Annotated in this window: 14 protein-coding genes and 4 pseudogenes; 11 read left to right on the forward strand and 7 right to left on the reverse strand. The window is 60.3% G+C overall.

The genetic code is table 11. The features are described from left to right. The first annotated feature begins 38 nt into the window (after positions 1–38). The 8 genes and pseudogenes from BHE01S_RS12680 to BHE01S_RS12715 all read left to right on the forward strand — a co-directional run bounded on the left by BHE01S_RS12680 (position 39) and on the right by BHE01S_RS12715 (position 8590). A complete protein-coding gene (locus tag BHE01S_RS12680; protein WP_042264374.1) occupies positions 39–980 on the forward strand; it encodes an ABC transporter permease in 942 nt (313 codons plus the stop codon). Next, positions 977–1816: an ABC transporter permease gene (locus tag BHE01S_RS12685; RefSeq protein ID WP_245639724.1), complete on the forward strand. Its 840-nt coding sequence runs from the start codon at positions 977–979 to the stop codon at positions 1814–1816. The genes BHE01S_RS12680 and BHE01S_RS12685 overlap by 4 nt, the downstream gene beginning before the upstream one ends. Then, positions 1813–2811, forward strand: a complete 999-nt coding sequence (locus BHE01S_RS12690) for an ABC transporter ATP-binding protein (RefSeq protein WP_042264376.1) — start codon at positions 1813–1815, stop codon at positions 2809–2811. The genes BHE01S_RS12685 and BHE01S_RS12690 overlap by 4 nt, the downstream gene beginning before the upstream one ends. Beyond that, positions 2808–3875: an ABC transporter ATP-binding protein gene (locus tag BHE01S_RS12695; protein ID WP_063769084.1), complete on the forward strand. Its 1068-nt coding sequence runs from the start codon at positions 2808–2810 to the stop codon at positions 3873–3875. The genes BHE01S_RS12690 and BHE01S_RS12695 overlap by 4 nt, the downstream gene beginning before the upstream one ends. Positions 3876–3883: 8 nt before the next feature. Next, positions 3884–4840 carry a serine hydrolase gene (locus BHE01S_RS12700; protein ID WP_052405872.1) on the forward strand — a complete coding sequence of 319 codons (957 nt, stop codon included), beginning with the start codon at positions 3884–3886 and terminating at the stop codon, positions 4838–4840. Between the two features lie 106 nt (positions 4841–4946). Further along, a complete protein-coding gene (locus tag BHE01S_RS38760) occupies positions 4947–6575 on the forward strand; it encodes a pyridoxal-phosphate dependent enzyme (RefSeq protein WP_052405874.1) in 1629 nt (542 codons plus the stop codon). Between the two features lie 3 nt (positions 6576–6578). After that, positions 6579–7826: a D-amino acid dehydrogenase gene (locus BHE01S_RS12710; protein WP_042264381.1), complete on the forward strand. Its 1248-nt coding sequence runs from the start codon at positions 6579–6581 to the stop codon at positions 7824–7826. A 70-nt stretch (positions 7827–7896) separates the two neighbouring features. Continuing rightward, positions 7897–8590, forward strand: a pseudogene (locus BHE01S_RS12715) (IS6 family transposase). Between the two features lie 144 nt (positions 8591–8734). Here BHE01S_RS12715 and BHE01S_RS12720 read toward each other — a convergent pair. Continuing rightward, positions 8735–10552, reverse strand: coding sequence for a putative bifunctional diguanylate cyclase/phosphodiesterase (locus BHE01S_RS12720; RefSeq protein WP_042264386.1), 1818 nt, complete (start codon positions 10550–10552; stop codon positions 8735–8737). 389 nt (positions 10553–10941) lie between these two features. After that, a protein-coding gene (locus BHE01S_RS36690) for an IS5 family transposase (RefSeq protein WP_245639725.1) occupies positions 10942–11759 on the reverse strand; the annotation gives its coding sequence in 2 pieces (ribosomal slippage) (positions 10942–11411 and positions 11411–11759; 819 coding nt in all). A gap of 250 nt (positions 11760–12009) precedes the next feature. Here BHE01S_RS36690 and BHE01S_RS36695 point away from each other — a divergent pair. Both BHE01S_RS36695 and BHE01S_RS12735 read left to right on the forward strand, forming a co-directional pair. Next, on the forward strand, positions 12010–12312 hold the full coding sequence (locus tag BHE01S_RS36695; protein WP_407669510.1) for a fimbrial protein: 303 nt from the start codon (positions 12010–12012) through the stop codon (positions 12310–12312). Between the two features lie 363 nt (positions 12313–12675). Then, positions 12676–14151, forward strand: coding sequence for an EAL domain-containing protein (locus tag BHE01S_RS12735; protein ID WP_084068804.1), 1476 nt, complete (start codon positions 12676–12678; stop codon positions 14149–14151). 46 nt (positions 14152–14197) lie between these two features. Here BHE01S_RS12735 and BHE01S_RS12740 read toward each other — a convergent pair whose 3' ends face one another. Together BHE01S_RS12740 and BHE01S_RS12745 are read right to left on the reverse strand one after the other, a co-directional pair. Beyond that, positions 14198–15235 carry an IS481 family transposase gene (locus tag BHE01S_RS12740; RefSeq protein WP_042264592.1) on the reverse strand — a complete coding sequence of 346 codons (1038 nt, stop codon included), beginning with the start codon at positions 15233–15235 and terminating at the stop codon, positions 14198–14200. A gap of 601 nt (positions 15236–15836) precedes the next feature. Then, positions 15837–16346: pseudogene (locus BHE01S_RS12745) on the reverse strand (IS110 family RNA-guided transposase); the annotation flags it as partial. 53 nt (positions 16347–16399) lie between these two features. On the opposite strand from BHE01S_RS12745, the gene BHE01S_RS12750 reads away from it, so the two are divergent. Beyond that, positions 16400–17206 (forward strand): IS5 family transposase, encoded by an 807-nt coding sequence (locus BHE01S_RS12750; RefSeq protein ID WP_042264389.1) that lies wholly within the window; start codon positions 16400–16402, stop codon positions 17204–17206. Between the two features lie 8 nt (positions 17207–17214). On the opposite strand, the pseudogene BHE01S_RS39970 reads toward BHE01S_RS12750, so the two are convergent. The 3 genes and pseudogenes from BHE01S_RS39970 to BHE01S_RS12760 form a co-directional block, all read right to left on the reverse strand. After that, positions 17215–17710 (reverse strand): annotated as a pseudogene (locus BHE01S_RS39970) (IS110 family RNA-guided transposase); the annotation flags it as partial. Positions 17711–17965: 255 nt separating this feature from the next. Further along, positions 17966–19003 (reverse strand): annotated as a pseudogene (locus tag BHE01S_RS12755) (IS110 family RNA-guided transposase). Positions 19004–19687: 684 nt separating this feature from the next. Continuing rightward, positions 19688–21292 (reverse strand): methyl-accepting chemotaxis protein, encoded by a 1605-nt coding sequence (locus BHE01S_RS12760; RefSeq protein WP_042264391.1) that lies wholly within the window; start codon positions 21290–21292, stop codon positions 19688–19690. Positions 21293–21550 lie beyond the last annotated feature (258 nt).

Below are 21550 nucleotides of genomic sequence, written 5' to 3' on the forward strand. Positions count from 1 at the left end.
CGCTTCCGGACTTCTGCGAAATTTCGTCGGAAACCCTCATGAAACTCGTCGCATTCTGCATATCCCGCATGATCCAGCTGGTGCCGGTGCTGCTCGGCATCACGGTGATCGCGTTCCTGCTACTACGCGCGCTGCCCGGCGACCCTGCCACGCTCATGCTGGGCAGCCGCGGCACCGCGTCCGACATCGCTAACCTCACCGCGCAGCTCGGCTTGGGTCGTCCGTTGTGGGAGCAGTACCTGTCGTTTCTCGCGGACGTCCTGCGCGGCAGCTTTGGACAGTCCATCGCCTATCGCAGCGCCGTCGCGCCGCTAATCGCGGCGCGCCTTGCCCCCACGCTCGCGCTGGTCGGCGTGAGCACACTAACGGCGCTTGCGCTCACCGTGCCGCTGGCGATGCTCACGGCGCTCAAGCGCGGCGGACTGTTCGATCACAGCGTGAAGCTTGCGTTCGTAGTCGCGCTCTCCATGCCGCCCTTCTGGCTCGGCATCCTGCTCGTACTGTTGTTCTCAATCCAGTGGCCGCTCTTTCCCGTATCCGGCTATGGCGAAGGGTGGCTGAGCCACCTCTGGCACCTCGTTCTGCCTTCGGCCGTGATCGCGCTTGGCACCGCCGCGCTCACCATCAAGTCGCTACGCAGCTCGGTGATCGCCGTGCTCGGTGCGGACTTCGTTGATACCGCGCGTGCCAAGGGTCTGCGCAATTCCACCGTGCTGTGGAAGCATGTATTCCGCAACTCACTCATGTCGACGATCTCCGTGCTTGCCGTGCACACGAGCTGGGTGATCGGCGGCACGGTCGTAATCGAAACCGTGTTCGGCATTCCGGGCTTGGGGTCACTGCTAGTCTCGTCGATCGGCACGCGCGACTATCCGATGGTGCAGGGCCTGACCGTCCTGTTCGCGGTGCTCGTTGTCATCATCAACCTGTTGGCGGACATCGCATACTCGCTGATCGATCCGCGTGTGAGTCTGTCATGATGCTCTCTGCTACCTTCCGTCTTGCGCGCAGCGTCGCGCGCGGCCGTAGCCTGAAAGTGGGTCTCGCGATGCTGGCCCTGCTCCTGTTCGCCGCGCTGTTCGGCCCGTCATTCGTTGCGCACGACCCGCTTGCCGTCGATTTAGGGCACTCGCTACAGGCGCCCGGCGCCGGCAGCCTCTTCGGCACCGACGAGCTCGGCCGCGACGTGCTCGCCCGCGTGCTCGCCTCGTTGCGCACTGATCTCGTGGTTGTCGCGATCTGTGTAGCGCTGCCCTTCGTGATTGGCACGGTCATTGGACTCGTCTCCGGATACTTTGGCGGCTGGGTTGATCGCCTGATCATGCGACTGGTCGATATCCTCTGGGCGTTTCCGTTTTACGTGCTTGTAATCAGCATCGTGGGCGCGCTCGGGCCGGGCACTGGCAACATGTATCTCGCGTTCTCACTCGTGGCATGGATTTCGTTCGCGCGCATCGTGCGCGGCGAGGTGCTGCTCGTGCGCCGCCTCGAATACACACAGGCCGTGCGCGTGCTGGGCTACAGCGACGCGCGCATCATGCTGCGCCACGTGCTGCCCAACGTCATCACGCCCGCCATCGTCTTCATGATGTCCGACGTTGTCCTGACAATCCTCGCTGTCACCTCGCTCGGCTTTCTCGGCCTTGGCATCCAGCCGCCGACACCCGAGCTCGGCATCATGATTTCAGAGGGCCGAACTTTCATTCAGGATGGCTGGTGGATTTCCGTGTTACCGGGGCTTGCGATCGTCTATATCGGTATGACGTTCACGCTGATTGGCGATGGGCTCGACGACCTGCTGAGGCCCAAACGATGATACCCAATACCAATGACAATAAGGATGCGCTGCTCGACGTGCGCAACCTCTGCGTGACGTTCGGCGACGCGCGACGCACGGTCGCCGCCGTGGACGGCGTGAGCTTCAGCGTGCGCCCGGGCGAGATTTTCGGTCTCGTCGGCGAATCCGGTAGTGGCAAGAGCGTGACGTGCCGTTCGCTCCTGCAACTCTTCGGCGGCGCACGGCCCTTGCGCACCGAAGGCTCGCTGCGCTTTGCGGGACGCGAGCTGGTGGGAGCCTCCGAGCGAACGCTCGCGGACGTGCGTGGCCGCGAGATCGCGATGATCTTTCAGGACCCGATGACGGCGCTCAACCCGACCTTGCGCGTGGGCACGCAGATTGAAGAAGGCCTGCGCCGCCACTGGAAGCTGACCGCGCGCCAGGCGCGTGTGCAGGCCATCGACCTTCTGAAGTCGGTGGGTGTAACTGCGCCAGAGAGGCGCATTCACGAATACCCGTACGCGCTGAGCGGTGGCATGCGCCAGCGCGTGTTGATCGCCATTGCGCTCGCTTGTCGCCCCAAGCTCCTGATTGCTGATGAGCCCACCACGGCGCTCGATGTGACGATTCAGGACCAGATTCTCAAGCTCGTCGTGCAGTTGCGCGACGAAACCGGCATGGCGGTGCTGCTCGTCACACACGATCTGGGCGTTGTCGCGCAAACCTGCGATCAGGTCGCGGTGATGTACGCGGGCCGGATCGTCGAGCGCGCCGAAACCGCCGAACTTTTCGAGCGACCTTCACACCCGTACACGCGCGCGCTGCTTAACGCGCTGCCGGCCCACGCGCGGCGCGCCGGGCGCCTGGAACCGATTGCGGGTGCGCCACCGGACCTCGGCGCGCCGCCGCCAGGCTGCCGGTTCCACCCGCGTTGCGCGCACGCCGTGCCAGCCTGCGCCGGGGACCAGCCGCCCTTTATCAGCATTGCCGCAGAACATACGAGCGCCTGCATCCGCATTGAGGAGATCGCATGACCGCAAATGTCCCTTCCCGGAATGTCGCTACGTTCTCGCCCCTGCTCGAATGCCGCGACATCAGCGTGACATTTCGCCAGCCTCGCACAGCGCGCGACCTTCTGGGCGGTCGCAAGCCCCTGAAGCTGCACGCTCTGCGGAACGTCTCGCTCGCCGTGCAGGCGGGCGAGATTCTGGGCGTGGTGGGCGAATCGGGCTGTGGCAAGAGCACGCTAGGCCGCACGATTGCGGGGCTGCAAACGCCCGACTCGGGTGAACTGCGTTGGGAGGGGCGCGAGCTTGGCGTGAGCGGCGATCGCAAGGCTCGCGCACGCAACATCCAGATGGTGTTCCAGGATCCGTACGCATCGCTCAATCCTCGCATGACACTCGGCCAGATGCTCGACGAAGTGCTGCTCGTGCATGACCTCTGCGCGAGCGTCGCCGAGCGCCGCGAGCGCGTAGATGAGCTGCTGCTCATGGTCGGGCTCGCTCCACAGTTGAAGGACCGCATGCCGCATGCAATCAGCGGCGGACAACGACAGCGCGTAAGCATTGCCCGCGCGCTCGCGGTCAAACCGCGTCTGCTGATCGCCGACGAGCCTGTTTCTGCGCTCGACGCCTCGGTACAGGCGCAAATCATCAACCTGCTCGAAGATCTGCGCGCAAAGCTTGGGATCGCGATCCTGTTCGTTGCGCACGACCTGAATGTTGTGCGCCATATCAGTGACCGCGTGACAGTGATGTACCTCGGCGAAGTGCTCGAATCTGCGAGTGCTGACGCCCTCTTCGAAGCGCCGCATCATCCGTACACGCGCGGCCTGCTTGACGCGATTCCGTTGCCTGACCCGAAGCGGCGCAAGCGCACGCCGGGCGTAACAGGCGATCTGCCCGACCCGCTCCGTCCGCCCGGGGGATGCAGCTTCTCGTCGCGCTGCCCTCACGCTGTCGACGCGTGCAAGGCCGCACGCCCAGTGCTCGAACCCAGCGGCAAGCCAGGCTCAATTCGCGAAGCGCGCTGCATCCGGCCGCTCTCGTCCGCTGAAACGACGCTCGTACCGTTCGATATGCATTCCCACTCCTGAACTGCCCCATGGCCTTTGAACGAACCCCTACCCTTGACAACCTCGGCGAACAGCTCGTGCATCACGCCGTACAGCGCTTTTCTGGCGTCGGACTCGCGGCGGACCGCTTCGCGCTCACACTGCTCGTGCATCCCCACAATGACGACGGCTGCGTCGTGCCGCTCGCGTGGCGCGGCTATGCTTCGCGCGGAAACGCGCCGTTCTACCCATGCAGCGTCGTGAAGGTCTTCATCATGGCCGCCGTCGAGGCGGCGCTTGTCGAAGGCACGCTCCAGAACTCGCCGGAGATAGAGCGCGCAATGTGCGACATGATCCGCTGGTCGAGCAACACCGCCACCAACTATCTGATCGACCACTACACGCACACCACGGGTGACACCGAGCTGCCGCCCGACACCATGGCGCAGTGGGCGGCCGCTCGTGACCGCATTAACGGTTGGCTCATGTCTTTAAGACTGCAGGAGTTCTCGGGCATCAACATTTCGCAAAAACTGATGGACGACGACCGCTATGGTCGTGAAGCCGCGTTCGTGAAATGGGGTGATGAGAATCACCACAACCGGCTCACGTCAGATGCGGCCGCTTCGATGCTCGCGCGGATCATGGACGGCGTGATGGTCAATCCCGAGGCTTCCGCACGCATGGCGCTGCGCCTCCTGCGGCCGCGTGACGCCACGTTTTCTGCCACCCCGGGCGCCCAGATCAACGGCTACCTTGCGCAGCGGCTGCCGAAAAGCGCAACGGTTTGGTCAAAGGCTGGCTGGACCGGGTGGACGCGCGATCCGCGTGCAAGCTACCGCCGCCACGACGCACTGCATGTCTCGATGCCGGAGGGTTTGCGTTACACGCTCGCGGTATTCACGGAGGGCGAAACCGTCTCCGCTAACGATACCGTGTTGCCCGGCATCGGCGAAATGGCGTTCGACGCGCTCTCGCAAGCATACCCGCGAGGGATCGCCGTTTAGTGCAAGTATGTCGAGCCTGACTGTGCGTGCGCGTGGGTGACTCTTAGGCCAAACCCGCAGGCCGGTCGGCACTTGATGTTTTTGTCAATAGTTCAACATGAGTCCAATGCAGATCTGTTTTGACGACATCGCCGCGGGACATGCGCGCATTCGCGAAACGGCTTATGCGACACCCGTTTTGAAGTCCACTACCGCGAATACTCGGCTTGACGCGAGCCAGTACTTCAAGTGTGAAAATCTCCAGCGCATGGGGACGTTCAAATCTCGCGGTGCAGCCAATACGCTTGCGCTGGTCTCGCCATCCGAGCGCAAGGTCGGTCTGATCGCGTGTTCGTCCCGCAATCACGCACAGGCTATCGCACTCGCAGCGCACATGGAAGGCGTTCCGGAAATTGTGATCATGCCGCATGACGCGCCTTCAATCGACGTTCAGGCGAACCGCGAATATGGCGACGAGATCGTATTTTGTGACCCTTATACCGAGAGTCGCGATCTGATTAGTCGCCACCCGGCGGAAGAGCGCGGGCTGGCCCTGATACCACCGTGCGACCATCCGCATGTGATGGCCGGCGGCGGGACCGTCGCGGTAGAACTGATCGAGGATGCCCACGAATTGGACATGCTGCTCGTTCCCGTGAGAAGCGGAGGCCTGCTCTCGGGCTGCGCGATCGCGGCTCGTGCACTGATCCCCCAGTGCCAGGCACTCCAGGGAGAGCCCGAGGCTGGCACTGATGGCCAGCTGAGTATCCGCACCGGCGAAGTCATACAGATCGCAACACCGAACACCTTTGCTGACGGCGCTCAGTCCCGACGGCTAGGCACCGTTACCCTTCCAGTTATCCGGTCACTGGCGGACGATATCGTTACCGTGCATGCCCCATCACACAGCCGGCTGAAAGACTCGGCAAATTATCATGCAAGTCATTTCGGATTACGAAGTTCGCCGGCCCATTACTATGAACGAGGCGATTCTAGCCATGCACTCTGCCTCACGGAACTGGGTTTTCGCCGCGCCGCCATCCAGCAACGGGAACGCACCCGTAGCGGGCCGATCATGGTCAGCACCATGGGCGCCATTCTCCGGGCTGCAGGCGTGTGTCCTGCGAAGGTCTATCCCACGCATGAAGGCCGGTTCGATTTTGTTATTCCACTGTTTTCTGCCGAGAACGGCCGACTGACGCCGGTTATCCTGTGTGATGCGCTGACTAAGTTCCACACTGCGGCCATTACGCGCGCTGCGGTGGATGCATGGGCAAATCCTGCAGCCCGTACGCTTGCGGTGTTCGGAACCGGCATTCAGGCAAGGGCCTATATCCGGGCGCTGGTTCCGCATTCGAATTTCAGCGATCGAGCGATCGATGAAGCGGAGATCATCATGACCGCAACCCGTAGCCGGCCGCCGCTTTTCAACGGCAGACGCGTGAAGGAGAACGCGTTCATTGCCACCATAGGTTTGAGCAAACCAGTCACACGCGAGCTGGACGACGCGACCCTCGCGCGTGCGCGAATTACTGCAGTGGAATCCAAGGTGCAGGTGCGAGCTGAAGCAGTTGCTCTCCTGATGGTCGCGCGGGAACTGGTCAATTGGGATTACGTCATCGAACCCGGAACGTCGCTCGCGCACGAAACCAGACAGGCGCGCCCCAAAGGCGACCTGACCATATCCAAGTGGCTGGGCGTCGGGCTGGCCGACATCGCTCTCGCCGAACTTGTCGCGCGAAAATCTGGACGATAACCTATGCAGATATGTGTTCTCGGCGCCGGCGTCGCCGGATTGACAACGGCCTATTGTCTGGCACGTGAGGGTCATGAGGTAACGGTCATTGACGGGCAACCGGAAGTCGCACTAGGAGCAAGCTATGCAAACGGTGGCCAGCTGAGCTACAGCTACGTCGCACCACTTGCTGATCCGGCGGTGCTTCCTCATTTGCCCGCCTGGCTTTTACGCCATGATTCGGCACTACGGTTCATCCCACGGTTCGACCTACAGCAATGGCGGTGGTGCCTCACGTTTTTGCAGGCATGCCGCACAGACCGTGCAAGGCAGACCATGCTTGAGTTGCTGTCGCTTGGCGCGCTGAGCAAGGCAACGTTACGCGAACTGGTGCAACGTGAAGCCATCGAATTCGATTACGTGCATAACGGCAAGCTCGTGATATACCGGGACAAAGGCCAGTTTGAGCAGGCCCGCCGCAAGATGGATTACCTTGTGGGCGCCGGTGCGGCCCAGCAAGCGCTTGACGTATCGGCATGCGTTAATCTTGAGCCCGCACTTGCTGATGCTGGACCGCTGCTCGCGGGCGGAATCCATGCTCCCTCCGAAGAGGCAGGGGACTGCAGGCAGTTCTGTCTCGCTCTCGCACGCGTTCTCAGAGAGCGTTACAAGGTCTGCTTCAGTCTCGGAACTCGGATAGACCGCATTGTCACCGAAGGGAGGCGTGCAGTGGCAATTCGTACGTCCGGAGAGGATGTGCCGGCCGCGGCTTTCGTCGTCGCACTCGGGAATGGCAGCGTGCCGCTGCTCTCAATGCTTGGTGTACGCGTTCCTGTGTATCCACTCACCGGCTATAGCCTGACTGTCCAGAGTGTTCCTGGATTTACCCCAGCCGTAAGCGTAACGGACCTCCACAGGAAGGTAGTGTATGCCAGTCTCGGCAGTCGGATGCGTATCGCGGGAATGGTTGAGATTACTGGCATGGACGAATCGCAACGTGCAGACCGTCTCGCGCTCCTCGAAAGACACGCTAAAGAAGTCTTTCCTCGCGCCGGCAATTACACGGCCAAGGCAACGTGGTGCGGGCATCGCCCGGCCACGCCCGATAGCAAACCGTTGATTGGTCCGACTCCCTACGGAAACCTGTGGCTCAACACCGGGCACGGAGCGCTCGGCTTCACGCTTGCATGCGGAAGTGCAAGGTTGCTCGCGGACGCAATCGCCGGCCGCACGCCAACGCTCGATCTCAAGGCGTACGCCTTGACTCGTTGAGCGGGCGAATGGGCTTTGTCGCAATAAGGGACCTGCTATGCTGAAATTCCGAAGACGGACGATCTGAACGATGAAGCAGAACCTGAATCCGGCTGTGGCGAAGGTGCTCAAGCGCCTGCACTATCCGCTTGATGTGTGTACACTGGTACGTTGCGTATCCGCTGAGTCTGCGCCACCTCGAGCAGATGATGGCCGAGCGAAGAATTTCAGTTGACCATTCGACAGTGCATCGCTGGGCCATCAAGCTTCTGCCAGTACTTGAAAAGGCGTTTCGGCGCTGCAAGCGGGCGGTCGGCAGGAACTGGCGTATGGACGAAACGGACATTCGCGTCAGGGGCGAATGGAAATATCTGTATCGCGCCGTGGACAAGGCTGGCAATACGGTTGATTTCCTGCTACGAGCCCATCGTGACAAGGCTGCGGCGCGGCGATACTTCGAGAAGGCGATGGCACAGAACGGCAAACCGGAGACCGTGACAATCGATAAAAGCGGATCAAATCTGGCGGCACTACAAGCGCTCAACGCTGAACGTGAGACGCCGATCAAGATCCGCCAGAACAAATACCTGAACAACATCGTGGAGCAGGACCACCGTGCCATCAAGCGTCGCGCTCGCCCCATGCTTGGATTCGGAGATTTTCGCTGTGCCCGCATCATTCTGGGTGGCATCGAAATCATGCATATGATCGTCAAGGGACAGATGAAATACGTTCGCGGCACTCAACAACCCGCCGCCGAGCAATTTTACTCGCTAGCTAAATAAGTAATCCTCTTCATCGCACCTTTCTCGGGCCGTTGCCCTTATCGCGACAAAACCCTCGCCTGTCCGGTTCTTAGGGGAGGACGCGACGGTAACGTCGCGTCCTTACCCGACAAAGTCATATCAGTATCTAGCAGGTCCGTTGCATCACGAATTTTCCCAATGCTGCCGTAGTAATGTCTCGGTCGTACTGTCACGATCAGCCGGCCGCCCGAACAGATACCCTTGGGCGAAGCTGCAGCCCAACCGCTGCAAATTGAGCGCTTGGTCGGCGGTTTCAACTCCTTCGGCTATGATGCGAATGCCGAGACCCGCGGCGACGTCGAGCAGTGCCTTGATAATCAATGCACCAGCGCCGTCCACCGACATCTTATCGACAAAGCTCTTGTCGATCTTGATGATATCGACGGGAAAGTTAAGCAAATGAGTCAGGGACGCGTAGCCCGTGCCAAAGTCGTCGAGCGCAACCATGAGTCCGTCGGTGCGCAACTGCCCGATCATTTGCGAGACTTTGCGCTCCCCGTCGTCCATATAAACAGATTCGTTTACTTCCAGAACGATATGGCCAAACGGCACGTCGTAGCGCGAAAGCACGTCCTTGATCCGGACGCGAAGGTCGCGCTGATCGAAATCTGCCATCGAAATATTCACGCCGACGTACTGCAATTCAACTGACTGGTCGAGCCAATGCCGGGTATCGCGCGCGACGTGCTCAAGCATGCGCTCTGTGACCAGATATCCCATTGGTCGGTCATTGAGTGCCTCGGCGAAAACCGCAGCCGGGATGATTTTACCCTCCCCCGTGCGCACGCGGCAAAGCGCTTCGAGGCCAATGATCTCGCCCGTTTCGAGACTCACGATGGGCTGATAGTGAGCCTTGAGCCTGTCTTCCGCAAGTGCCTCCGCCAATGCCTGCAGCACGCGGACGCGCCGCGTGATAGGACCAGCAAGGCTTTCGGTGTAGAGCACGAAGTCTCCTCGGGCGGCTTGCTTCGCATGGTTGAGCGCGAGCGTCGCGTGTTGCAGGAATGTCGGCACGGACAGAGGCCGGTCGTGATCGAAATTTGCACCGCCACAACTCACCGACAGCGGGAACGCGTGCGGCCCGGCCAGTGGCGGCCGCTGAGTGAAATCGGCGAGAATGTGTCGCGCCAGTGAGGGCAGTCGCTCCACCACGTTGTCTCCCTCGATCAAAACTGCGAACTCGTCCGCATCGATCCTGAAGGATGATTCGCGCGTCGCGTGCTGTGTGATCATCCGGCTGACCTCGAGAATCAGTTCGTCGCCGACCGCATGTCCGAATGCGTTGTTGATCCGGCCCAGATGATCGATGTCGATCAAAAGTATGCCGGCGGAGCGGTTGGCCGAGCCGACTGCGCGTTCGAGCGACTTGATGAAGTTGGCGCGATTGCCGAGTGCCGTGAGCTGATCGAAATTGGCCAGTCGCCAGTTGTCCGCCCTGACCTCCTCGCGCTCGAGAATGAGCGCGCAGATGTCAACGCATTCTTCGACGATCAGGCGCTCGTCGTCGGTCGGCCCGCGGTTTTCCCGGTAATAGAAGCCGAATGCGCCGAGGACCCGCCCATCACTCTGCAAGATTGGACTCGACCAGCAAGCTTTTACGCCGTGCTCCTCGAAAAGAATCCTTGTCAGCGCCTGATAAGCCGCCCAACGCGGATCGGAGAAGATGTCATGAACCGCGATCGGCTTGCGCAAAAATGCGGCTGAGCCGCAAGAGCCTACGTCCGGTCCGATCCTCAACCCGTCCATCGCACGGGTGTACTCGGCCGAGATGCTGGCTTCCGCAAACGGGTGCAAGATGCCGTCCCTGTCAACCGTCACGATAGAACAAAGCACACCAGCAGCATGCTCCTCCGCGTGCACGCAGATGTATACCGCAGTCTCCTGCACGGAACGGCCGCGGGCCAGCATGTCCAAAATTGTTCGCTGAAGCTGTCCTCTCATGACCCTTCCATCGTCGTCCAGAAGTGGCGGTCCGAAAGCGCGGCGCGCTGGAGCCGAAGAACTTATGGTTATACCGTATAAGCCCAGATTGACGCTACGCGCTACACGTTTTTTCGCTGCTCCTTTTCGGCCACTGACCTTGCTCTCGAAAACCGCTTTAGCGCTGAGTGCCGCCTCGGAGCGCGACGGCTGTAGCTCCCTGCTACACAGTCGTCTGACTCGGCGGAAATCTGTCGCCGGGCGCGGCGCAGTTTCAAGACCAGTTCATCTCGGCAGATAATTCCGTAAGTCCCCGGCGGATGCCATCAATACCGCTGTGCCGCCTTACGTGTGGCGGAACAGATTCACCGAGTCGGCAAGCTGGGCGGCCAGTTGACTTAGAGACCGTTTCAAAAAGACTGCTCGGTACGTCTGAAGATGTTCCAGCAGACGAGCGCGCAACCAAGTTTAAGGAATACCTCGTGAATGTCGGCTCGACGCTCAAAGCGAATGCGAAGACGACGAAAATTGTGCAGCCATGCGTGAGTACACTCGACCACCCAGCGGAATTTGCCGAGTCCGCTGCCGTGTTCCGTACGGCGCCTGGCGATCACCGGTTCGATACCGCGCGCACGAAGCTGCTGACGATGCGGCTCGGAGTCATAGCCACGATCTGCGTAGATGACTTGGGGCTTGCGAAGCGGTCGGCCGCGTACGCCGCGAATTGGCGGGATCGCGTCGATGAGCGGCAGCAACTGGGTAACGTCGTTGCGATTCGCGCCAGTCAGAATGGCACTGATGGGAACGCCATTGGCGTCGACTAGGATGTGATGCTTCGAACCTGGTCGCGAGCGATCGGTGGGGTTCGGGCCAGTTTTTCGCCCGCCCCAACGGCTCGCACCGAGGATGAATCGACCGCTGCCCGTGAGAAATCGAGTTCGCCGGCTTCGCGTAACTTCGCAAGCAGCAGTTCGTGCAACGCGCTCCACACGCCGGCCCTTTGCCAGTCGCGTAAGCGCCTCCAGCAGGGCGGCACGGAGCCGAATCCCAGCTTGGTCGAGAGGTCGCACCAGCGTATCCCGGTCTTGAATACGAACAGGATGCCGTTCAGTGCAGCCCGGTTGGAAACCGGGAGCCGTCCTGGGTATTTCTTGCGGCGAGGCTTTGGCGGTGGCAGCAAAGGCTCTATCAATGCCCACAGTTCGTCATCAATGATCGGTGCGCCCATCCCCTTGGTTCCGGTTGTTCAGACGACCAAGGTTAGCAGCTTGCCGATAAGGTTAACAGCCCCCTCGGGGTCTTTTTGAAACGGTCTCTTACTCCTCTCCCATCGTGTTTCAACTGATCGCCACTGGAGACCCGATCGTCGCCGGCAATATCTCCCCATCGTCGGGGAGCAATCCCTCGTACGCCGTCTTGAACGTGAACCGCGGGACTGACGTGGCTGCTCTCACCTGGTATTTTTTTTCCAGGGAACGATTCAGACGCAAACCTGCTCGATTCCGAAACAGTCCGCCAATCTCCCGGCGGTCAGCCCGGGGAAATTCAGCGGTTTGGGCACGACCTGGGGCGCACAGAGTTTCAATATTGTCCTCCAAAACTGTCCCACGGGTGTGAACCGCGTGGGATACAGCCTCGTGCCGGTCGGCGGTGGAGTGACTGGTTACGCGGGCGCCTTGTCACTCGGCTCGGGCTCGACTGCCACGGGCGTCCGCATCCGCCTGACCGATACGAATGGGACGCCGGTCACGTTCAACACGTCGATCAAGCTCGGTGCCTAAAACACGACCACCGGAGGGTCGTATTCCGTTCCCTACCAGGCGTCGTATATCCAGACGGATTCGACCATCAAGCCCGGCTCGGTGAGCGGCAGTATGCAGGTACTCGTCGATTATCAATAGTAGCGGCCGAAATAATCCGGGCTAACAATGGAGACAATGCGCGCCGCGCCGATGGCGGCGGTACAGCGTGCCGCAGCGCTCATGTCGCGGTCGACGGCAGCCGCAACAGTACGCGCGAGTTTTCAATGATCGGACCGGCCCTATGCAGGTTGGCAGCCTAGGTACATAAAAGGAAGCGCCAGGACACCGCAAGGAGCATGCGGCTGCTCGCAATTCCTGGCTCTAGAAAAAAAGGATTTGACGATGAACCCTATTTTCTTGCCGCGCATCGCGCGAGTTCGACGCATACCTTTGGCGATTGCTATTTTTCTGATCGTTGCAATCGTCGGCATTGCAATTGAGCGGCTCGTGGTCGATTCGCATCTGGACAGACAGGCAACCGAAGGCAGCCGCATGATTCTGTACGAGATCGAGAAGATGGTCGACCAGGCCTCCGAAGCGGCCACGGAAATGCTCGCGCTCGCGGATCAACCCTGTTCCCGCGCAGTCCTTGCTCTGCGCGAGGCGGTCCAGTCGCGGCCTTATGTGCGCTCGGCGAATCTCGTGGACCCCAGGAGCGTCCTGTACTGTTCCTCGCTGCTCGGTGAGGAACACGAAGTCATCGACCCGAAGACGTTTGTGGGCGGCACGCTGGAACTCCTGCCATTTAACCGCGTCACGCCGGATTCGCCGCTGCTCGTGCTTCGATCGGCAACGCACGACGGCGCCGCATTGATTGCCGTCGATGGCCGCCACTTAACCAAGGCGCTAAAGACGTTCGATCGCACCGGAACCGCAATGCTTCGCGTGGGCGATGTTTGGCTCGACACGAAAGGCGTGGTCGAGAAACGCGCGCCGGCTGCCGTAGCGACGTGGGCCGTAGCCGAATCGGCACGTTACCCGTTGGAGATCCGGGCAGGCTATATCCGGCCGGATTTTCTCCCTGATTTGTCCCACCACTTCGCCATCTGGCAGGTGGCGATCATCGCCTTGTCGACGCTGGCCGCCTCGTTGTTCTGGTGGTTTGCCAGCAAGCCTCAAAGTGCAGCCAAGGTATGGGGAAAGGCGCTGCAGGTGGGCGAGTTTTCGCCGTACCTCCAGCCGCTGGTCGATGTGTACAGCGAAAAATGGGTGGGCGCAGAGGTCCTGGCGTGCTGGCATCACGGCAAGTGCGGCTTTGTGTCGCCTGAACAGTTCATTCCGGCTGCGGAGGAGTCCGGATTCGTCGTGCCGCTTACGCGTGAACTGATGACTTCGGTCGCCAGGACACTCAATGCCGTCGATCTTCCTCAGGGCTTTCACATCAGCTTCAACGTGTGTCCGGCGCAACTCGTGGAGGGCAGTCTGGTCGAAGATTGTCGCGACTTTCTGCGCACACTCCGGCGTTCAGACGTTCAGCTCGTGCTGGAGGTGACAGAGCGCGAGCTCATCGTGCTGGACGACGTCATGCGGGATTCGCTCGCGAGCCTGCGGCGCCTCGGCATCAGCATCGCGATAGACGACTTCGGCACGGGCCATGCGAACCTTTCATTGCTGAACGATCTGCGTGTCGATCTGCTGAAAGTCGACAAAAGCCTGGTTTCATGCGTCGCTGAAAACACGGTGGAACAACCGGTTCTGGACAGCGTGATTGATCTCGCACGCCGGCTGAACGTGAAGGTCATCGTGGAAGGCATAGAAACGGTGGCTCAATGGCGGTACCTCGAGCATCACCACGTCCATGTGCTTCAGGTGTATTAGCCGGGACTCGATCTGACAGGTAGTCGGGCCGATAAAAGACGAGCCATCAATGGGGAATGAGTTTCTCCCTGGCCAGCTCCAGTGAATCGAGAAAGGTGCGCGTCGGCGTCTTGCCGTAACACCACCGCCCCTGATGCTCTCGTTCATTGTTGTACTGGTCGAGCCACGTATCAAGGTCCGTCTGCAAGGTGGCGATCGATTCGTAGATCTTCTTGCGGAAGGCGATACGATAGAACTCGTTGAGCATGGTCTTGTGCAGGCGTTCAACAATCCCGTTGGTTTGCGGCGACTTGGCCTTGGTTCGGGTATGGTCGATGTCTTCCAAAGCCAGATACAGCTCGTATTCGTGATGCTCGGGGTTGCCGCAGTATTCGGTGCCGCGGTCTGTCAGCACGCGTAGCAGCGGGATGCCGAAGCTGTCGAAGAATGGGACAACGCGATCGTTGAGCAGGTCGGCCGCCGGCAAAGGCGTCTTGCGATCGTAAAGCTTGGCGAACGCAACCTTCGAGTAGGTATCGACGAAGGTCTGCTGGTAGACACGGCCGACACCCTTGAGGTTGCCGACGTAGAACGTATCCTGCGCGCCGCAGTAGCCGGGACATTCGGATTCGAATTCGCCGTGCACTTCCTTCTCGTGCTTGGCGCGTTCGAGCGCGACGAGCTGCGCCTCGGTCAACACCAACCCCTCCTGGGCGGATTTGGCTTCCAGGGCCTTCAGGCGCTTCGGCATGGTCTCCAGATCGTGGCGCAACCAGATGCTACGGACGCCTTGGGGCGAAACAGATAGGGCATGCCGTTTGAGGACTTCGTTGGAGATACGGACCTGACCGTAGGCTGGCAATTCGAGGGCCAGTTCGACAACGGCGGCCTCGACCCGTGGATCTACACGGTTCTTGAGCAACGGCCGGTGGTGGGAAATCTCCTGCAGCGCAGCTTCGCCGCCGCGATCGTACAGTTCCTTAAATCGGTAGAAGCTGTCGCGCGAGTAACCCATTACGCGACAGGCCTGGCTGACGTTGCCGAGTTGCCGGGCCAACTCAAGTATGCCGACCTTGGCACGAATTACCTTCTGCTCCTGAGTCATGGTGGACTCCTTGCTGTTCGCGGCGCGCATTGCCGCTACGGGCTACGCCCTCCGCGCCAATGCGCGCCAGCATGAAAAACCAACCACTGTCAGATTTAGTCTAGTCCACTGCACTTCAGGGCTATCACTTTGCGCGGCCGATGTCGCTTGAAGCGTTTGCGACGCGACTGGGCGGAGCGGCGTAAACGGCTGCGTCAGTTGTGGCGCCGCTTCGTCGTCCTGGGACTTTCAGTTGCGTCTACGGCCTGCCTCTTCAATAGTTGGCCCTTATATGGGCACCACCCGTTTGCCAAGGAGCGCTTGCGTTCCAGCGATTAGGTCGGTTGCATCCTTATATCCGTACATGGACTCCCGCCTATGAGCAAGATCGGTGTGCATTTTCGAAGGTCTTGACTGCGTCCGTACATTCGGCTTCTGATGTGCCTGCCATCAGCACGAGCCATCATGGAAGTTTGCGCGCTTGCCCCTCATCGGCCTCTTGGCTTCGTAAAGCAGCCGCCGGATATATCAGGATCTGCAAGCGCCGGTCCGACCGGTTCGCCATGCTTGCCGCTTCTTGCGCAATCGTGGATGGAGTTAATCTCAGAACGTTACGGGATGGCTAAGCCAACTTGAAGCTATCGTTACTGGCCAATATTGCCCAGGCTATTCGCGCCGTCTTGTTCGCAAGCGCAATTGCTGCGACGCTCACGTGCCGGCGTTGCATCACAGCTTTGATCCAGCAACTGTGCCGGTCATCTCGACGCCCGACGAAGCGCATCACTGCCCGCGCTCCCTGAACGAGAAGGGTGCGGAGATAGGTGTCGCCGTGTTTTGTAATGCGACCCAGCTTTGACTTGCCGCCACTCGATCGCTGTTTGGACGTCAGACCCAACCATGCTGCGAATTGCCGTCCGTTCTTGAACTGCAGTGGGTCGCCGACCCCGCTGAACAACGCAGTCGCCACGAGCGGTCCAATCCCGGGGACTGTAGCGAGACGCTGGCAGCTCTCATTGCGCTTGAATATGTCAGCGATCTCCAAAGCAAGCTCGTCGATCCAGCGCTGTAACGCTGCCAACTGTTCGAGGTACATCGAACCAAGCCGGCGGAGCAGAATCGTGATGTGAGCGTCGGCATCGCTAGAGGGTGTTAGGCACTTCCGTTCAAACCTGGTAACCTGGCGGGATGACCGACCGCAAACCCTACCCGACGGATGTATCGGATGAGGAATGGAGCTTCGCCGCTCCGTATCTGACGCTGATGAGTGAAGACGCGCCGCAGCGTCGATACGAACTGCGTGAAATGTTTAACGCGCTGCGCTGGATGGCGCGAGCCGGTGCCTCGTGGCGGATGTTGCCGACCAACTTTCCGCCGTGGGAACTGGTCTATCAGCAAACTCAACGCTGGCTGGGCGCCGGATGCTTCGAGGCAATGGTGAACGACCTGCGTTCGGTGCTGCGCGTGGCGCAGGAGCGGCAGGGCCAGCCCAGCGCGGTTATCCTGGATGGCCGCACGCTGCAATCGACGTGCGAAAGCGGTCCACGTGCGGGTTATGACGGCTACAAGCGCAAGCGTGGCAGTAAGGTTCACATGGCCGTCGATACGCTGGGCAATCTGCTGGCTGTTCACATTACGCCTGCCAACGAGCAGGAGCGCGCGCAGGTGGCCGAGCTTGCCCGTCAGGTTCAGTTGGTAACGGGCCAGACAGTGAAGCTGGCGTTTGCTGACCAAGGCTATATAGGCGAGGATGCGGCGCAGGCCGCGCGTGACGAAGGTATTGAACTGCAAGTCATCAAGCTGCCCGAAGCCAAAAAGGGCTTCGTGCTGCTGCCGCGTCGCTGGGTCGTCGAGCGCAGCTTCGGCTGGCTCAACCGGTTCCGGCGACTCGCACGCGACTATGAACGCCTGCCCGAAACCCTGGCAGGCCTGCATTTCGTCGTCTTCGCCATGCTTATGCTTGTTCATGCTGCCCCGATTATCCAGAGTGCCTAACACCCTCTAATCAAAGCCACAATACCCTGCCCTAACTGGACAATTCCTATTGGAAAGATGAAGCCCTCTTCGGCAAACATGCTCCGTATCTGGTTTGACTTCGCTGTTCGCTCGTGAACAAGCCGCTCACGCATACGATGAACTGACTGCAATGATTGCTGTTTGGCGCTTTTGATCGGTACCGGATGAATGCCCGGCCGTGACACCGCGGCGCAGATAGCTGAAGCATCATTCGCATCGCTCTTGCCTCCAACCACAAAGGGCTTCACATATTGCGTTGGCAGCAGGCGCACCGTGTGCCCCAGTTTTGGTAAGTTCGCGAGCCCAGAAGTGCGAACCGTGACATGCTTCGATGCCGATCAGACTCGATTCCAGTTTCGAGAAGAACTTCAACACATCTGCTCGGCGCAGCTTCCGTTGTATGGCGGGTCTTCCGCTGCGGTCGACGCCATAAACTTGGAACACGTTCTTCGCAATATCAAGGCCGATGGTAAGCGCAGGCATCTCGAATCTCCCAAAAGTGGCCCCGGAAGTGTGCGCCCCGGAGGGGGCGGGAGTCCATACCATCAGCCCGTTGATGGGGCATGCCCCTGGCCTTGATGGAATGCGCAGGTGAGGTCCTCATCTGAACATCGGGCTTGAATGCCCGGGCGGACTATCAGGCTTTTCTCACCGAGGTCTGACCTGTTTCGCCATCATGCATGCTTGCCTTGTGCAACCGTTGTGTCAGGAGAGCTGCGAACAATTCAATACGTTCATTCACGTTGCGGTAGCCGGCGAGCGGTACGCGCGGTTACCTGCGGGTAACGCCCATGCAATGCGTGCATTCCGGTTGGCTTGCGCTACGGCGGCCTGGTTTGGATGCTTGCGCGCCAGCAGATGCTCCAGCCAGGGATCAATCGGGTTAGCGCCACGTCGCTGGATTCCCTGACACATCCGGACCACTGCGCGCGCACCGTGAACCAGCAGGGTGCGCAAATATGGGTCACCCCTTTTGCTGATGTGGGCCAGACGTTGCTTGCCGCCGGAAGAATGCTGTCGCGGTACGAGGCCAAGATAGCCCGCCAGATGACGGCCACTGCTAAAGCCCTGCGCGTTGGCGCCGATATGACCAACCAGTGCGGTCGCTGTCAGCAGGCCGATACCAGGAATTTCGGCAAGACGCTGACTGGCGTCGCTGTGCCGATGCCATTGGCGGATCTGCGCTTCCATTAGATCGATCTTGCGATCGTTCTCCCTGACATGCTCAAGCATGTCCGCCAGCAACTGTCTGAGCACGCCTGGTAATCCGTTGGCCGCGTCTTCGGCGAATGCCGGAATATCGGAGAGGTGAGCGATGCCCTGCGGCAGGATCAAGCCGTATTCGCCCAGCAGGCCACGTAGATGGTTGCTCACCTGGGTGCGCATCTTGACCAGCAGTTGTCAGCTGACGTGCAGATGCAAAATGCTCCGCTGCTCCACTGTCTTGACGGCAACGAAGCGCATATTCGGCCGTTGCACTGCTTCGCAGATAGCTTCGGCATCGTTCATGTCATTCTTGTCCGTCTTGACATACGGCTTGACGAAGTGCGGCGCCATCAGCTTTGCCGTATGCCCCATCGTTGCCAGCCTGCGTGCCCAGTAATGTGCGCTGCCGCATGCCTCCATACCGATCAGGCAGGGGCACAGGCGGGTGAAGAACGGCACCATCTGGGACCGGCTGAGACGTTTGCTCAATACCGTATGCCCCTGGGCATCGACCGCGTGAACCTGAAATACGTGTTTCGCCAGATCCACGCCAATAGCGGTAATCTCCATTTCGGGTACCTCCATTTCTCAGTTGAACGTTGCACGTCAACTGTGGCACATCCATGCCGCTGGGGTGGGTGGTGCCCATTCCATCTGAACAATTCGGCTCTCGTGCCGTCAGCGGTACGCCGGCGGTACAGAAGTTGAGCAGGGCAGCGAGAACGAAGACACAAAGAAGCCGCAGCTTCCTCAGGATCATCCCGTCTGGCCGCGATTGAACTGATACACATAATTGGAAAAAGGCAGATGAAGCGTCCTCGCGGAATCCATCGGTCCGCCGCAGATCAACTCTATCAGCTAGCAACTTGAGTAGTAGTTTCCATATCGATCTCTCTCGCCATTCGATTACTACCGCGACAGAACCGAGTATTCCACGTATGGGCTATCCAGTTTGCGTGAGCCTACCACTTTACGCGGTGCTCCAATTCGCGCTGATGTCGTCGAACAACAGCGCCCCACATGCGCTGGCGCATCAGTATCCCGACGGCTTCCCGCCGTTCCACGCCGCAGTGCGCGCCAAGATCGCAGCGCCGGGCTTGAAGCGCACCACAATCGACGATCCAACCGCCTCTCCGCTCAACGCGTCAACGGCAAGCGACGTTTCGGACATGGGGAACGCGGCGGCCCGCTATCCGGCCATCGCGCGCGCCACGACCGACTTCCGCTGCCTTGTGCCACTTTTTTCAACCACCCTCACTTACCCTTGCGTCGCAATTCGACCGCGTCGACTTCCCCCAGCGTGGCCTCGCCTTCCGTGAGTCGGAATAACTGCATCGAGCAACTGAGTTCGTCGACCTGCTCTTTCAGCGAACCGGCTGACGCGGCCAGTTCTTCCACCATCGCGGCATTCTGCTGGGTCATGGTATCCATCTGGGCGACGGCAATACCAATCTGGATCACGCCCGTGCTCTGCTCGTTGGCTGCGACGCTGATTTCGTCGAGTACTGTGTCGACCTTTGTTACCGCGTACAGCACGTCCTTCATGCGCTCGCGTGCGTCCGCTGTGCGCTCCCGCCCCAGTGCGACACGGCGGGCCGAATCGTCGAGGACCTGCTTGATTTCCTGGGTCGCAACAGAGGTGCGTTGTGCCAACGCGCGGACCTCCGCTGCGACGACGGCGAACCCCCGCCCGGCGCTACCCGCGCGTGCGGCCTCCACTGCGGCATTGAGCGCGAGAATGTTGGTCTGGAACGCGATGCTCCCGATCAGTTGCGCGATGTCGTTGATGTGCTTCGCCGATTCCGAGATGGCCTCCATCGTTTCAGCCACTGCGCGAACTGCCTCGTTGCCTTGTTGCGTGACCTGCGAAGTCTCGTGCGCCAGATGGGCGCCCCGCCCGGCTGCGTCCGCGCTCTGCTTCACGGTGCCCGTGATCTGCTCCATTGTTGCGGCCGTTTCTTCGAGGCTGGCTGCCTGCGATTCAGTCCGCGCCGATAAATCATTGTTACCGGCGGCGATTCCGTTGATCGCAACGCGCAAATGATCGACCTCGTTGCGGACTTCGCTGACGACTGTGCGCAGATTGACGGACATCTGGCTCAGCGCATGCTGGAGCTGGCCCACGTCGCCGCTTGCGCCGGTCGTGACGGGATGCGCAAGATCGCCGGAGGCCAGCCGGTTCGCGTCAACGATCAGATCATGCAGTGGCCTGACGGTGAGCGACCGGATCCGCCAGGATACCCCGGCCACCGAAAGCGCGGCCGCGGCAAATGTGATCGGCAACGGCAGCCCCAGTACAACGGGCGCGATGATCACGCACGCTGCGACGAGCTGGGCCACGACGAGCCTGCCTTGGGTCCAGGACTTGACCGCGTGCCGAAGGCGGCCGAGCCAGGTTCCACGCACGACTTCGCCCTCGCAGAGCAGGTGCCGTTTCTTGCCTGCGCGAGCCTCTTCGCGCATGACCGCGTAGAGACAATCGACCTCCTCGACAGCATCGCGCGGCGGGACGCAGCGCACGGACAGATAGCCCGCGACGCGGTCGCCGGCCACCATTGGTGCGACATGCGCCTCGACCCAGTAATGATCCCCGTTCTTGCGACGGTTTTTGACGACGCCGCTCCACGGTACCCCTTTCTGGAGGGTGTCCCACATGTCGCGGAAGGCTTCTTCAGGCATGTCCGGGTGGCGGACGATGTTGTGCGGCCGCCCCAGCAGTTCCTCCCGCGAAAAACCACTGGTCTCGATGAATGCCCGGTTGCAGAAGGTGATACGTCCTTTGGGATCCGCGACCGAAACCAGGGTAAGGTGGCCTGGAATCGGGTACTCGCGTTGGGTAACGGGCTGATTATCGCGCATTGGAAATGCTTCTGAGGGGCGTCTGGAGAGATATAGGCTTCGTGGAACTTCCCGGCGCGAATTTACCGGACGCGTTCGGACAAGCGTCCGCAATGCGGGACGACGCTCACTTCGCAGCCGATCGACATCTTCATTTTCACGCAGCCTGAAGATGTCCATCGAGGTCGAGCCGGTGTTGAAATGGAGCAGTCACAGAGCAGGGCCGAATCGGCCCGCAATGAAGTGTCTGATTTATTAGCGGCAAAAATCCGGAAGAAT

The sequence above is a fragment of the Paraburkholderia heleia NBRC 101817 genome, from assembly GCF_000739775.1.
Classification (GTDB): domain Bacteria; phylum Pseudomonadota; class Gammaproteobacteria; order Burkholderiales; family Burkholderiaceae; genus Paraburkholderia; species Paraburkholderia heleia.